General features: G+C 69.1%; 13 protein-coding genes. 4 read left to right on the forward strand and 9 right to left on the reverse strand.

Annotated elements, in window-relative coordinates:
* The first annotated feature begins 19 nt into the window (after window positions 1–19).
* From ACFRMN_RS05520 to ACFRMN_RS05530, 3 genes are read left to right on the forward strand one after another with little or no spacing between them, the layout of a single operon-like run.
* Window positions 20–901 carry an ABC transporter substrate-binding protein gene (locus ACFRMN_RS05520; RefSeq protein WP_383013612.1) on the forward strand — a complete coding sequence of 294 codons (882 nt, stop codon included), beginning with the start codon at window positions 20–22 and terminating at the stop codon, window positions 899–901.
* Complete coding sequence (locus tag ACFRMN_RS05525; RefSeq protein ID WP_383013615.1) at window positions 898–1791, forward strand: amino acid ABC transporter permease; 894 nt, start codon at window positions 898–900, stop codon at window positions 1789–1791. The genes ACFRMN_RS05520 and ACFRMN_RS05525 overlap by 4 nt, the downstream gene beginning before the upstream one ends.
* Window positions 1788–2594 (forward strand): amino acid ABC transporter ATP-binding protein, encoded by an 807-nt coding sequence (locus tag ACFRMN_RS05530; RefSeq protein ID WP_383013618.1) that lies wholly within the window; start codon window positions 1788–1790, stop codon window positions 2592–2594. The genes ACFRMN_RS05525 and ACFRMN_RS05530 overlap by 4 nt, the downstream gene beginning before the upstream one ends.
* 214 nt (window positions 2595–2808) lie before the next feature.
* Here ACFRMN_RS05530 and ACFRMN_RS05535 read toward each other — a convergent pair whose 3' ends face one another.
* From ACFRMN_RS05535 to sthA, 7 genes are all read right to left on the reverse strand, one after another.
* Window positions 2809–4065 carry a cytochrome P450 gene (locus tag ACFRMN_RS05535; protein ID WP_383013619.1) on the reverse strand — a complete coding sequence of 419 codons (1257 nt, stop codon included), beginning with the start codon at window positions 4063–4065 and terminating at the stop codon, window positions 2809–2811.
* 34 nt (window positions 4066–4099) lie between these two features.
* The gene (locus tag ACFRMN_RS05540) at window positions 4100–5437 is read right to left on the reverse strand and encodes a cytochrome P450 (protein ID WP_383013622.1); all 1338 of its coding nucleotides are present in this window, start codon (window positions 5435–5437) and stop codon (window positions 4100–4102) included.
* Window positions 5434–6042 (reverse strand): ATP/GTP-binding protein, encoded by a 609-nt coding sequence (locus ACFRMN_RS05545; protein ID WP_383013625.1) that lies wholly within the window; start codon window positions 6040–6042, stop codon window positions 5434–5436. Before ACFRMN_RS05545 ends, ACFRMN_RS05540 begins: the two co-directional genes overlap by 4 nt.
* Window positions 6020–6385, reverse strand: a complete 366-nt coding sequence (locus ACFRMN_RS05550; RefSeq protein ID WP_030353841.1) for a DUF742 domain-containing protein — start codon at window positions 6383–6385, stop codon at window positions 6020–6022. The genes ACFRMN_RS05545 and ACFRMN_RS05550 overlap by 23 nt, the downstream gene beginning before the upstream one ends.
* Window positions 6382–6792: a roadblock/LC7 domain-containing protein gene (locus ACFRMN_RS05555; RefSeq protein WP_030353840.1), complete on the reverse strand. Its 411-nt coding sequence runs from the start codon at window positions 6790–6792 to the stop codon at window positions 6382–6384. The genes ACFRMN_RS05550 and ACFRMN_RS05555 overlap by 4 nt, the downstream gene beginning before the upstream one ends.
* Before the next feature lie 14 nt (window positions 6793–6806).
* On the reverse strand, window positions 6807–8537 hold the full coding sequence (locus ACFRMN_RS05560; RefSeq protein WP_383013628.1) for an ATP-binding protein: 1731 nt from the start codon (window positions 8535–8537) through the stop codon (window positions 6807–6809).
* Between the two features lie 485 nt (window positions 8538–9022).
* Window positions 9023–10426, reverse strand: coding sequence for a Si-specific NAD(P)(+) transhydrogenase (sthA, locus tag ACFRMN_RS05565; protein WP_383013631.1), 1404 nt, complete (start codon window positions 10424–10426; stop codon window positions 9023–9025).
* Between the two features lie 114 nt (window positions 10427–10540).
* On the opposite strand from sthA, the gene ACFRMN_RS05570 reads away from it, so the two are divergent.
* On the forward strand, window positions 10541–11623 hold the full coding sequence (locus ACFRMN_RS05570; protein ID WP_383013634.1) for a DUF475 domain-containing protein: 1083 nt from the start codon (window positions 10541–10543) through the stop codon (window positions 11621–11623).
* 68 nt (window positions 11624–11691) lie between these two features.
* Here ACFRMN_RS05570 and ACFRMN_RS05575 read toward each other — a convergent pair whose 3' ends face one another.
* Entirely contained in the window at window positions 11692–12465 is a 774-nt protein-coding gene (locus ACFRMN_RS05575) for a VOC family protein (RefSeq protein ID WP_383013637.1), read from the reverse strand.
* Window positions 12466–12496: 31 nt separating this feature from the next.
* Window positions 12497–14410, reverse strand: a complete 1914-nt coding sequence (locus tag ACFRMN_RS05580; RefSeq protein ID WP_383013640.1) for a glycoside hydrolase family 15 protein — start codon at window positions 14408–14410, stop codon at window positions 12497–12499.
* Between the last annotated feature and the right edge of the window lie 32 nt (window positions 14411–14442).

The raw sequence follows: 14442 nt of genomic DNA on the forward strand, positions 1-14442 counted from the left end.
GCGGTGCCACTCTCCCGCCATGCACCTCACCGCCCGAAGCCTTCTCCCCGCGCTTCCCGCCCTTCTCGTCATCGCCGCCGCCACGGGCTGCGCCCCGCAGGACAGCTCGACCGAAGCCGACGCGTCGTCCTCCGGCTCCTCCGCGTCCTCCTGCGACCCGGGCGCACTGGCCACGGAAGCGAAGGGGAAGCTGACGGTGGGCACGGACAAGCCGGCCTACGCGCCCTGGTTCCAGGACGACGACCCGGCGAGCGGCAAGGGATTCGAGTCGGCGGTGACGTATGCCGTGGCCAAGGCCCTCGGGTACGAGAAGGACCAAGTCGTCTGGCAGACCGTGCCGTTCAACAACTCGTTCGCACCCGGTGAGAAGAACTTCGACTTCGACATCAACCAGATCTCCATCAGTGACGAGCGTAAGAAGGCCGTCGACTTCTCCTCGGGCTACTACGACGTACGGCAGGCCGTCATCGCGCTGAAGAACTCCCCGTACGCCGAGGCGACGACCGCCGCCGGCCTCAAGGGCGCCAAGCTCGGCGCGCAGGTCGGCACCACGAGCCTCGACACGATCAACCAGATCATCAAGCCGACGCGGCAGCCCGCCGTCTTCCAGAAGAACGACTTCGCCAAGTCGGCGCTGCGCAACGGCCAGGTCGACGCGATCGTCGTCGATCTCCCCACCGCCTTCTACATCACCTCGGCGGAGGTGCCGGACGCGAAGGTGGTCGGCCAGTTCGCGGACTCGGCGGGCGCCGCGGAGCGGTTCGGACTCGTCCTCGACAAGGGCAGCGCGCTCACGTCCTGCGTCACCAAGGCCGTTGACGGGCTGCGGGCGGACGGCACGCTCGCCGCGCTGGAGAAGCGGTGGCTCTCCGACGCCGTGGACGCCCCGGTGCTCAAGTGACCTCCTCGAACACCGTCCGGCTGACGAAGGACGATGGCGAGGACACGTACACGCCCTCGGCGCGGCGGATCGCGCGCGAGCGGTACAAGCGCGCCCGCGCCCGCCGGGCCACCGCCGTCGCCGCGCTCTCCACCCTCGTGACGGGCGTGGTCCTGTTCCTCGTCATCACGGGCTCGCCCGGCTGGCAGCGCACACGCGAGACCTTCTTCAGCGCCGAGTACGCGCGGATGGCCCTGCCCAAGGTCCTCGACGGACTGCTCCTCAATCTGCGGCTGCTGGCGATCTGCGGGGTGTGCGTCCTGCTGCTCGGGCTGCTGCTGGCCGTCGCCCGCACCCTGCGCGGCCCGGTCTTCTTCCCGGTGCGCGCCCTGGCCACCGCCTACACCGACTTCTTCCGCGGACTGCCCCTCATCATCTGCCTGCTGATGGTCGTCTTCGGAGTCCCGGCGCTGCGGTTGGAGGGCGTCACCACGGACCCGGTACTGCTGGGCGGGACGGCGCTGGTCCTGACGTACTCCGCGTATGTCGCCGAGGTGTTCCGGGCGGGCATCGAGTCCGTACACCCCTCCCAGCGGGCGGCGGCCCGTTCGCTGGGACTGTCCAGCGCCAAGACGCTGCGGTACGTGGTGCTGCCACAGGCCGTACGACGCGTCGTGCCGCCGCTGCTCAACGATCTGGTGTCGCTGCAGAAGGACACCGGTCTCGTATCGATCGCCGGTGCCGTGGACGCCGTGTACGCGGCGCAGATCATCGCCGGAAAGTACTTCAACTACACGCCCTATGTGGTCGCGGGCCTCGTCTTCGTCGCGCTGACGATCCCGATGACCCGCTTCACGGACTGGGTCACGGCCCGGATGGACCGCCGACGCGCCCAGGGAGGAACCGTATGACGGCCGACGACACCCGTACGGCGGCTGGCGACGCCGGCGTGACGGGCGGCGGCGATGCCCCGGTGCTGCGCCTGGAGTCCGTACGCAAGACCTTCGGGCGGGACCGGGTCGTCCTGCGCGATGTCAGCCTCGATGTGGCCCCGCACACCGTGACCGCGCTGATCGGCGCCTCCGGCTCGGGAAAGTCGACCCTGCTGCGGTGCGCCAATCTGCTGGAGGAGATCGACGACGGCGCGATCTTCCTCGACGGCGAGGAGATCACCGACCCGCGGGCCGATCCGGACGCGGTGCGCCGCCGTATCGGGGTGGTGTTCCAGTCGTACAACCTCTTCCCGCATATGACGGTCCTTCAGAACATCACGCTCGCCCCGCGCAGGGTCCTCGGCGTCTCCCGTGAGGAGGCGGAGGCGCGGGCGCGTGAGCTGCTGGTACGGCTCGGTCTCGGGGACAAGGCGGGGGAGTACCCGGACCGGCTCAGCGGCGGCCAGCAGCAGCGCGCCGCGATCGTACGCGCGCTCGCGGTACGGCCGCGACTGCTGCTCCTGGACGAGATCACGGCGGCGCTCGACCCGGAACTCGTCGGTGAGGTGCTCTCGGTCGTACGCGATCTGAAGGGCGACGGGATGACGATGGTGCTGGCCACCCATGAGATGGGCTTCGCCCGTGAGGTCGCCGACCAGGTGTGTTTCCTGGACAACGGGGTGGTGCTGGAGCGCGGCACGCCTCAAGAGGTGTTCGGGAATCCGCGGCAGGAGCGTACGCGGCGCTTCCTGCGGCGGATTGTCGAGGCGGGCCGGCTGTGACCGGGGTCTGAGGGCGAACGGGGGTTTTCCACACCCCTGTTGTGTGGCCGGCAGGGTGGTCCGCGACCACCGTCGATCAGATCATGGAAGTCGTACCTGAACGATCGACGGGGGAGGACATGACCATGCGCGGGGGATTTTCTCGGGCCGGGCCGGTCGGCCGACCGAACGGAGCCGCGTCCCGCCCGGTGCCGCCGACCCGCCGGGATGTCTCTCAGCCGCTCGCTGTCAGCCGCACCGGAAGGGTGGTGGAGCTGTTGGAGAACAGGGACGGTACGGGGATCAGCCCGCCGGGATCGACGGCCAGCGAGAGTTCCGGGTACCGCGCGAACACGGCGGGCAGCGCCACCGCCGCCTCCAACCGGGCCAGTGGAGCTCCGAGGCAGAAGTGCGGCCCATGGCCGAACGCCAGATGCTTGCGCTGCTCGCGGGTGAGGTCGAACTGTCCGGCGTCCTCGCCGTGGTGGGCCGTGTCGCGGCCCACGGCGCTGTACGGAGCCATGATCGCCTCGCCCTTGGGGATACGTACGCCGGCGATCTCGACGTCCTCCAGGGGATAGCGAAAGGGGAAGTTACCGATCGGGGCGTCCCAGCGCAGGGTCTCCTCGACCACGTCCGCCCAGACCGAGGCGTCGCCCTTCTCCGCCAGGGCGCGCTGGCCGGGGTGGGTGAGCAGGGCGCGTACCGCGTTGGTGATCAGGCTGAGTGTGGTCTCCTGCCCCGCCGACAGCATCACCAGCAGGGTGCCGACCAGTTCCTCCTCGCTGAGCGCGTCGGGGTCCGCGTCACGGGCCGTGACAAGGGAGCTGGTCAGATCATCACCGGGCTCGCGGCGACGGGTCTCGACCACCCGGGCCAGCAGTTGGTACTGCTCGATCTGGCTGGCGGTGACCTCCTCGGGCGGAAGATCGGAGCGGAAGATGTTGTCCATCAGCTCGCGCAGCCGCGGTCGCTCGTGGTCGGGCACACCGAACAGTTCACAGATCACCCGCATGGGCACGGGGTGCGCGAAGTGCAGCCGCAGATCGACGCTGCCGTCCGGTTCCGCGTGCGAGGGGAGCGCGTCCAGCAGATCGCTGACGATCCGTTCGATCCGGGGGCGCAGTTCCTGGACCCGGCGGGGGGTGAAGGTCTGGGTCACGAGCTTGCGCAGCCGACGGTGCTCCTGTCCGTCCGCCGTGACCATATTGGTGACCTTCACCATGCCTATGAGCGGCCAGCCGTCCGCTATCTCGCCTCGGCGGATGGCGTTCCAGTTGTGCCAGTCCTTGCTGAAGCGGGGGTCGGCGACCATCTCGTGGAGCAGGGCGTGGTCCGTGACGGACCACGCCAGCACCTCGCCGGGAAGCCGGACCCGCACCACGGGGCCCAGTGCGCGGAGCCTGGCCGCCTCGGCGTGGTGGTCGGTGCCGTGCGGATCGAGTTCGACGACGGGTATCCGCTCCTCGGGGGGAGCCGGTCGCGAGGTCATGTGTTCTCCAGAGGGCGGGTCGGACGGGACGGTTCTATCGGGGTCCGGGGGCCAGGGCCCCGGACGCGGAGAATTCCACGGGGAGGGAGACCGGCACGCGTGTCCAGGGAGAGGGGCGCCAGGCCAACTGGCTGGTGGGGATCGCGAGTCTCATGTCGGGCAGCAGATGGAAAGCCGTATTCACGGCGGTGCGGGTGATCAGTCGGGCGGGTACTTGCGCGGGGCAGACGTGGGGGCCGGCGGAGAAGGCGAGGTGGGCGCGGTTGCCCGGTTCTCCGGCGGTGTCGTCGGGGCGGATGGCGGGGTCGTCGTTGGCGGCGGCGATGCCGAGGATGAGGACGTCGCCGCGGCGGATGTGGCGGCCGCCGAGTTCGGTGTCGCGCAGTGCGTAGCGGGCGGGCATGTTGTTCATGGGCGGGTCGCGCCAGAGGGCTTCGTCGAGGGCGTCGTCCACCCCGAGCCGGCCGCCGTGCATCCGGGCGGCGAAGCGCGGATCGGTGAGCATCAGCCGGAGTGTGTGCGAGATCCAGGCCGTGACGGTCTCGTTGCCCGCCGAGATCATCACCACCATCGACTGAAGACGCTCCGCGTCGCTCTCCAGATTCGGGTGGTTGATGAACGCCGTGGTCAGATCGTCCGTCGGAGTCTCCTGCCGTGTGCGCAGGGTGTCGGAGAGGATCTCCTCGAAGTGGCGGTTGCCGTCCTGCGAGTCATCGGCGCTGCCGAACAGCGCGATGAGCGCCCGCAGCAGCTCCTGGCCCTCCGCGCTGTCCAGTCCGAACAGGGAGGCGATGGAGAGCATCGGCACGATCGTGGCGTAATCGTTCACCAGATCCGCCCGGCCCCGCTGGGAGAATTCCTCGATCAGCTCCGCGCAGAGCGCCTCGACCTGGAGCCGTGCCTTGCGCTGGTCGATCCGTGCCACACCGTCGTCCAGTGGCTGGCGCAGCCGCCGGTGCTCGGGTCCGTCGGCTCCTATGACGTTGGCACGCCAGGCCATCATCGGCAGCAGCCCCGAATGCGGCGGGACCACACCCTCGTTGAGATCGCGCCAGTTGCGCGCGTCGCGGGAGAAGACCTGTTCCTGCCGGGTGATCGTGAGCAACTCCCGGTAGCCCATGACGAGCCAGGCCGGTACGCCCGGCTCCAGCTCGACGCGGGCGACATTCCCGTACCGCTCACGCAGTTGGCGGTAGACCTCGCGGGGCTGGTACGCGCTGGTCGCGGCGGAGAGCGGAAGCAGGTCCGTATCGAGGGAGTCGAGAGAACCGAGGGAATCGACGGAATCAGGGGAAGGCGAGAGGGAGTGCGCGGGGCAACCGGGCGGCGGGGAGAGCGCCGGGGGCGGGGCGGACGGCGAGGAGCGGTTCATGAAGCGGTCTCCTTGGCACGTACCGTACCGACGTTCGACACATATTCGACCAGGCTGATCAGCGCGTCCACCGACGCGGCACGCTCCCGCGCGTCGCACATCACCACGGGTGTCTCCGGCAACAGGTCGAGCGCGGCCCGCAGTTCCTCCACGCCGTACTCCTCGCTGTCCGGGAACTGGTTGACCGCCACCGCGAACGGCAGTCCCCGGAGCTCCAGTTGCTCCAGGACATCGAAGCTGTCCTCCAGCCGCCTGGTGTCGACGATGACGAGCACACCGAGGGCGCCTTCCGCGAGGCCGTCCCACAGATCCCAGAACCGCCGCTGTCCGGGGGTGCCGAACAGATAGAGGACCAGCCAGGAGTTGAGGGTGATCCGGCCGAAGTCCATGGCGACCGTCGTGGTGGTTTTCGTGCTCATACCGGCCAGATCGTCCACGCCGACACTCGCTTCCGTCATCACCTCCTCCGTGCGCAGCGGTGCGATCTCGCTGACCGAGCCGACCAGGGTGGTCTTCCCGACGCCGAAAGCGCCCACCACGAGAATCTTGACGGCCTGCTGGACCGTGTCGGGCAAGTAGCGGTCAGCGGAGCCGACGGAGACCATCCAGTACCTCCTGAAGCAGTTGCGAGTCGGGCAGAACGGCCTGCGGAACGCCGGAGCGCGCGGACAGATGGCCACTGTCGACGAGATCGGATGCCAGCACCTTCACCAGACTGACCGGCAGTTCGAGATGGGCGGCCGCCTCCACCAGCGACAGCAGCCGCTCGCACATCCGCACCAGCGCGCGCTCCTCCCGCGTCGCGGAGACCGGAACGTCGCGCGGGGGATCGACGGCGATAAGGAGGGTCTCGACTCCTATGGTGTTTCGGGAGGGCCTGGAGCGTCCCTTGGTAATCACATAGGGACGTAACGCACTGGCCGCGTACTCACCGTCCGGTTCACTCACCGCGCGGACTCCTGTCGCGGCGGGCTGCTCAGATTGCCGGCGCCGATCTTCATGACCTGCGCCTGCATCTGACGGGCGACCAGCTTCGGGTCCACCACGGGACCGGTCACCACCGCGAGATGGGCACCGTTCGCGCTGCGCATGAACAGGAACCCGCCGTTGAACTCCACCATCTGCTGATGGACGGCCCCGCCGTCCTCGCCGAACTCCCGGCCCAGGCTGCGGGCCAGGGACTGGAGACCCGAGCAGTTCGCCGACAGCCGGTCGGCGGAGTCCCGGTTCATCCCCTCGGAACTGGCCAGCAGCAGTCCGTCGGCGCTGAAGACGATCACCTCGCGCACCCCCGGGACCGCGGCGACCTCGGCGATCATCCAGCCTCGCTGCTCCGGGTTCTCCACGTAACTCATGTTCACGTCAGTCCTTACGGTGAATCGGGGGTGGGGGAGGAAGAGCCGTCCTGGCCCTCGTACGGGACGGAGTCGGACGTCGGGACGGTCCGGCCGCCCTCGAAGAACTGCTCCATCCAGTCACCGGCCTGTTCCGGTGTGCCCGGCGGGGTGAGGGCGGTGGGGGCCGCCTCGACCGCGGGTGCGTACTCGTCGCGTCGTGAACGGCGCTGGGGGAGCCGACGGCCGTTCCGCGACGGGAGGACCGGCGCGCCGGAGGCCGGCGCGTCCTGGACCGCCGCGTCGCGCGCGGCGGGAACCGACACATCCGGTGCCGGGGTCGCGGCGGTTTCCGGGGCGGCGGGCCGGGAAGCGACCGCCTCGGGCGCGGCGGACTCGCGAGCGGCGGTTCCGGGAGCGGCGGTTCCGGGAGCGGCGGCTTCGGGAGCGGCGGTTTCGGGGGCGGCCGGCTGAGCGGCGGCCGGCCGGTCGGCGGCGAGGCCGTCCCCGGGGGCAGTCCGCTCCGGCGGGGTGCCGGACGCGTCGGGCGCTGAGCTGGGCTGGGGCACTTGAGGTACCTGGGGTACGGGAGGGACGGGCGCCGTGGTACCGGCGGGGGCAAGGGTCTCCAGTACCCCCGTGGGCACCAGCACCACGGCGCGGACACCGCCGTACGGCGAAGGACCCAGGTCGACCTGGAAGCCGTGCCGGTCGGCGAACCGGCCCACGACCGCGAAGCCGGTCTGCGGGATCTCACCGACCTCGCCGACCCCGAGCAGCCGGCAGCCGGAGACGATCTCGCGCGCCTCGGCCAGCCGGTACTCGTCCATGCCGAGACCGCCGTCGTCCACCTCGATGACCGCGCCGCGCTGCACCGTACGCACGGTCACGGGCACACCCGTACGCGGCGGTGAGTACTCGGTGGCATTGGCGAGCAGTTCGGCGAGCAGATGGATCAGCGGTTCGACGACCGACGGTGTGACCCCGACGTCCGGGTCCCCGGTGACCTCGATGCGCTTGTACGCCACGATCCGTCCGGACGCGGCCCGGACCACGTCCACCATCGCCAGCGGCTTCTGCCACTGCTGTCCGGGCCACTCGCCGCAGAGCACCTTGAGGCTCTGCGCGTGCCTGGCCTGCTGGGTCGCCGCGTGATCCACCTGCATGGTGGTCTCCAGCAGATCGGCGTCACCGGGATAGCGGTCCGCCAGCCCCGTCACCGCCGCCTGGATCCGGTGGGCCGAGGTCTGCACCCGGCTGGCCAGCTCGACCAGGGCGAGCCGCTGCGACTCCTCGCGGTGGTCCACGGCCTCGGCGACCTCGGCCAGCAGCCGGCCGAACCAGTCGGTGACCCCTTCCCCCAGCCGTTCGGGGCCATGCAGCGGGCCGGGGATCTCCGTCCTGGAGAGTGCGGCGGGCAGCCGCTCCTTGACGAGATGCTCGACCTCCTCCCGTACCAGTTCGGCCTGGTGCTGGACATGGGAGCGCCAGCGAGTGTCGCGACGGGCCGCGTCCGCCTCCCGCTCCCGTGTCTCGTCGCCGTGGCGGACCACATCGGACTCGGCGCGCCGGTGCTGTGCGCGCAGCACCGACAGGGAGACGAGGACCAGCAGCACGATCACGCCGTAGGCCACGGCCGCGCCGGTGCCGAGGCGCGCTATGGGCACGATCGCTACAGCGAATGCGGCGAGGGCGGCCAGCAGGGTCGTCGGCCAAAGCCACGGCGACCTGCGGGAGCGGGGAGAGGGCGCGGGGGAACGTGCCATGGAGAACCTTCGAGTTGGCTGAAAAATGTGGTGCGGAGGATTCACCCGGCAGTGGTCACGGGGAGTTGGGGTGGCGCGAAGCCGGTGCGACTGCCGGGTGCGAGGGGGTCGGTGGGCGGGGTATCTCAGTCCCACCACGGCCATGCGACTTGATCACGGGTTGAACTACCTCTTCACCAGACGTTGTTGGGGGATCGTATATCCGCCCGGCCTCCCCTGAGGTCATATTCGGGCCACTGGTGGTGACAAGGGTGTGGTACGCGGTGGGCGCACGCCGGTGTTGTTCTGTGCATGATCGTCGCGGTGGAGCCGGGGCTCGGGAGCCCCGCGGGACCCGTCTGACGGGGTGGTCCGCCCCTCGCCTCTGCCGGCTCCGGGGGCGCGAGAAAGGGCGGCGGACGCCTCGTGTATTCCCTTCCGGGTTGCCTGGGTGACATTTGTTCATAAAAGCAAAGAAAGGGCAAAGGTGGGTAGGCCCGTTGCCATCAGCGCTTCATACGGTCGATCTCGCGGATCTTGTTGGTCACATCGAGCGCGGCGACCTTGTAGGACTCGGCGAGCGTCGGGTAGTTGAACACCGCGTCCACCAAGTAGTCGACCGTACCGCCGCACCCCATCACGGCCTGGCCGATATGTATCAGCTCCGTCGCCCCCGAGCCGAAGCAGTGCACTCCGAGCAGCCGCCGGTCCTCCGGGGACACCAGCAGTTTCAGCACCCCGTGCGCGTCCCCGACGATCTGGCCCCTGGCCAGTTCGCGGTAGCGGGAGACACCGACCTCGAACGGCACCCGCTCCTTCGTCAGCTGGTCCTCGGTCCGGCCGACGAAGCTGATCTCAGGGATGGTGTAGATACCGATCGGCTGGAGATGGTGCATCGGATTGACCGGCTCGTCACACGCGTGGTACGCGGCGGCCCGGCCCTGTTCCATCGAGGTCGCGGCCAGGGCGGGGAAGCCTATGACATCACCGACGGCGTAGATATGCGGAACCTCGGTGCGGTAGTGCTCGTCGACCGTGATCCGGCCGCGCCCGTCGGCGGAGAGACCCGCCTTGCCGAGATCGAGTTCATCGGTCAGCCCCTGGCGCCCGGCGGAGTACATCACGGCGTCGGCGGCGATCTTCTTACCGCTCTCCAGAATGGTGAGTGTGCCCTGATCGTGCCGTTCGACCGCCGCCACCGTCTCGCCGAAGCGGAACGTCACGGCCAGATCCCGCAGCCGGTACTTGAGCGCCTCGACCACTTCGACATCGCAGAAGTCCAGCATTCCCGGGCGCTGTTCGACCACAGTGATCTTGCTGCCGAGGGCGGCGAACATCGACGCGTATTCCATCCCGATGACGCCGGCGCCGACGATCACCATGGACCGGGGGACCCGCTCCATGCTGAGCACACTGTCCGAGTCCATGACCGTACGGTCGTCGAACTCGACGCTCGCCGGGCGGGCCGGCCGCGTGCCGGTGGCGATCACGATATGGTCCGCGGTCAGCAGCCGGTCCTGGCCCGAGGCGTCCCGTACGGCGACCGTGTGGTCGTCCATGAACCGGCCGGTGCCCGAGAGCAGCGTGATCTGGTTCCTGGCCAGCTGACTGCGTACGACATCGACCTCCAGGCCGACCACATGCCGCGTCCGTGCCGTCAGATCGGCGACGGTGATCTCTTCCTTGAGCCGGTAGCTCTGGCCGTACAGATCCCGCTGGGCCAGCCCGGTGAGATAGAGCACCGCCTCGCGCAAGGTCTTGGAGGGGACGGTTCCGGTATGAATGGAGACACCACCGACCATGTCGGGGCGGTCGATCACGGCGACCCGGCGACCGAGCTTGGCCGCCGCGATGGCGGCCTTCTGGCCGCCAGGTCCTGATCCGATGACAAGCATGTCGAAGTCGGGCACGGGAGGAGTCTGTCAGCCGTGCGTGTTTCCGGGAAGAGCCGGCTTCACGGTGAGACCCTGACCGGGCCTCACCGAGGGGAGGGCCCGGCCTCACCGAGGAGAAACGGATAAGCAGTGGTTCTGAAAACATTCGGATGGGCGTTTGTCGTCACCGCGGCGGGCCTCGCCGTCGGGGGGCTCTACGGGGGTTGGGCCGCTCTGGGGATCGTCGCCATCCTCGCTGTCCTGGAGATCTCGCTCTCCTTCGACAACGCGGTGATCAACGCCGGGATCCTGAAGAAGATGAGCGCCTTCTGGCAGATGATCTTCCTCACCGTCGGTGTGCTGATCGCCGTCTTCGGCATGCGGCTCGTCTTTCCCGTCCTGATCGTCTCCCTCACCGCCAGGATCGGCCCGGTCAAGGCGGTGGAACTGGCCATCAACGACAAGGATCGCTACCAGCAACTGGTGACGGACGCTCATCCGTCGATCGCCGCCTTCGGTGGCCTCTTCCTGCTGATGATCTTCCTCAATTTCATCTTCGAGGACCGGGAGATCAAGTGGCAGGCCTGGCTGGAGCGGCCACTGGCGAAGCTCGGCCAGGTCGACATGCTCGCGGTCTGTATCGCCCTGATCGTGCTGCTCGTCGCGTCCATGACGGTCGCCACCCAGGCCCACCAGCACGGCGGCGCACACGCGGACAAGGCCCAGACGGTACTGACGGCCGGGATCGCGGGGCTCATCACATATCTGATCGTCGGCGGGCTCTCCCGCTTCTTCGAGAACCGCATCGAGAACGAGGAGGAACGGGTCGAGGAAGCCGCGAAGAAACGCGGACCCGGCTCGGCGGTCGCGCTCACCGGCAAGGCCGCCTTCTTCATGTTCCTGTACCTGGAGGTCATCGACGCCTCGTTCTCGTTCGACGGGGTCATCGGCGCCTTCGCCATCACCAACGACATCGTGCTGATGGCCCTCGGCCTCGGTATCGGCGCGATGTATGTCCGGTCGCTCACGGTCTATCTGGTCCGGCAGGGAACACTCGACGACTTCGTCTATCTGGAGCACGGCGCGCACTACGCCATCGGCGCGCTCGCGCTGATCTTGCTCATCACCATCCAGTACCAGATCAGCGAGCTCATCACCGGACTCGTCGGCGTCGTCCTGATCGGCTGGTCCTTCTGGTCCTCGGTCCGTCGTAACGCCCGTCTGGCCGCGTGACCCCTGAGCCGCGTGATCCCTGAGCCGCGTGACCCCTGAGCCGCGTGACCCCTGCGCGCGTGGCGCCCTCACCCCGAGGTGACGGTGAAGAGGCCGCCGTCGGGGTCCCGGAGGGTCGCCTCCTCCCCGGCCGGAGTGAGGCCCGGCGGAGTGACGACGACCCCTCCGGCCTCGGCGGCGGCCCGCGCGGCGGTGCTCACCTCGGCCACCCGGAAGTACACATGCCAGCGCGGTCTGATCTGCGGGTTCGGGGCGCTCTCGATCGCTCCGCCGCGCAGCGCCGCGACCGTGTGCGCCCCCTCGCGCACCAGCACCTGATCGTCCTCGTAGTGGACCTCGCAGCACTCCTTCTCGTCCGAACCCCAGCCGAGTACCTGCCCGTAGAAGATGGCGGCGGCGAACGCGTCCCTGGTACGCAGCTCCAGCCGCGCCGGCGCGCTGCCCCGTCCCACGGACCAGCCGGCGATGGTCCTGCCCTCCCAGAAACCGAACACGGCGCCGTCCGGATCGGCGGCGAGGGTGGCACGGCCCGTATGCATGGGGAGCGGTCCTACCGCCACGGTCGCGCCCCGCTCCCGGATACGGGCGGCGACCAGGTCGGCGTCCTCCACGGCGAAGTACGGGGTCCAGGCGACCGCGGCCTGGAGACTCGGAGCGAGAGCCCCGATCCCGGCGACCGCCGCGCCGTTGTTGAGCGCGAGGCTGAACTCGTCGCCCAGGGCCGTGGGCCGGAAAGTCCATCCGAGGACCGCGCCGTAGAAGGCCTGGGCCGCCTCCAGGTCGCGGGCCATCAGGCTCACCCAGCAGGGGGCCCCGGGTACGGGGTGACGTGACGCCGGCATGGTTCCTGTCCGCTCCCTTCCGGTCCGGCCCTCAGCCCATCGCCCGGTCGAGGTTGATCGCCGAGCTGATCAGGGCGAGGTGGGTGAACGCCTGCGGGAAATTGCCCAGATGCTCGCCGGTCAGCCCGATCTGCTCGGCGTACAGGCCCACATGGTTGGCGTACGTGAACATCTTCTCCAGCGCCAGCCGCGCCTGCTCCACCTCACCGGTGCGGGCGAGCGCCTCCACCCACCAGAACGAACAGATCGAGAACGTGCCCTCGGAGCCGTCGAGCCCGTCCGGGGCCTCCGACGGGTCGTACCGGAACACCAGGTTGTCCATGACCAGCCGGTCGGCGATCGCCTCGACGGTGGACAGGAACCGCGGATCGACCGGTGAGATGAACTTGACCATGGGCATCAGCAGCAGCGAGGCGTCCAGGATGCTCTCGGGAGGCCGGCCGGGCTCGACGGACAGCCGCTGGACGAAGGTACGGGTCCGCGGATCCCAGCCCCGGTCCATGATCTGGTGGTAGATCTCGTCCCGGGCGGACGTCCAGCGGACCAGATCCCCGGGCAGTCCGCGCTGGCGCGCCATCCTGATCATGCGCTCGACGGCGACCCAGCACATCAGCCGTGAGTACGTGTGGTGCTGCTGGCCCGCCCTGGTCTCCCAAATGGACTGGTCGGCGCTGTCCCAGTGCCGCAGCAGCCATTCCAGGATCTCGCACAGATCGGTCCAGCTCTCGTGCGTGATACCCGCGCCGTACTTGTTGAACAGATAGATCGAGTCGATCAGTTCGCCGTAGATGTCCAGCTGGCGCTGGTCGCTGGCGTTGTTGCCGGTACGCACCGGATGCGAGCCCCGGTATCCCTCCAGATGCCCCAGCACCTCCTCGGGGAGATGGTGGTGACCGTCGATCGAGTACACGACGCGCAGCGGGCCCACCCTGCCGTCCGACGCGTCCCGCAGCCGTTCGGCCAGCCAGCTGATGAACCCCTGGGCCTCCTGGGTGAAGCCCATCCGCAACAGCGCGTACAGGGAGAACGCGGCGTCCCTGATCCATACGTACCGGTAGTCCCAGTTGCGGGCGCCGCCGAGCTGTTCGGGAAGGCCGAGCGTCGGCGCGGCGATGATGGCACCCGTCGGTTCATGGTTGAGCAGCTTGAGGGTCAGCGCCGAGCGGTGGACCATCTCCCGCCAGCGGCCGGTGTACGTGGACTGCCGCAGCCAGCGGCGCCAGAAGTCCTTGGTGGCCAGGAAGAGCGCCTCGGCGGCCTCGGCGTCGACCGCGCACGGGACCGGCCCGGCGGCCGAGCCGATGCCCGCGTCCGCGGCGACGGACTCGGAGGCGTAGTCCGTTTCGAGGTCGAACAGGGCGGTTTCGCCCTCATCGAGGTCGAATGTCGCGTAGGCGTCGGTGTCGTCGAGTTCCAGTGGGATGGAGGACCGCAGTGACAGCGCGAGGACGTCGCCGATGAACCGTACGCCGTCGGTCATCCGCTCCAGCCGGTGCCGGTCCCGGCCGTAGTTCAGCCGCGGCGCGATCCGCACCCCCAGCCGCATCCGGCCACGCACGTTGACCACCCGCCGCACCAGCCGCTGCCGGTGGTACGGGTCCTGCTCCCGCACGATCGGCATGAAGTCCTGGACCTCCACGATGCCGTCGGCCGTGAGCATGCGGGTGATCAGGATGTTCGTGTCGGGGAAGTAGAACTGGTTGTGGGTGGAGACCTGGCACACCGGCCGGATGGTCCAGCAGCCGCCGCGCTCCGCGTCCACCAGGGACCCGAAGACGCTGGGAGCGTCGAAGCGGGGAGCGCAGAACCAGTCGATCCGGCCGTCGGTGCCCACCAGCGCCGCGGTCCGCAGATCCCCGATCAGACCGTGCTCGGCGATCGGCAGATACCTCTCGTCCCGTTCGTCCCCGGCCGGGGTGTCCGTCTTCTGAGCGTCCTCGTTCATCGTGCTGTCGAGTCTCGCGCACCGGCCCCCGG

The sequence above is a fragment of the Streptomyces sp. NPDC056835 genome (assembly GCF_042789485.1).
In the GTDB taxonomy this organism is placed as follows: domain Bacteria; phylum Actinomycetota; class Actinomycetes; order Streptomycetales; family Streptomycetaceae; genus Streptomyces.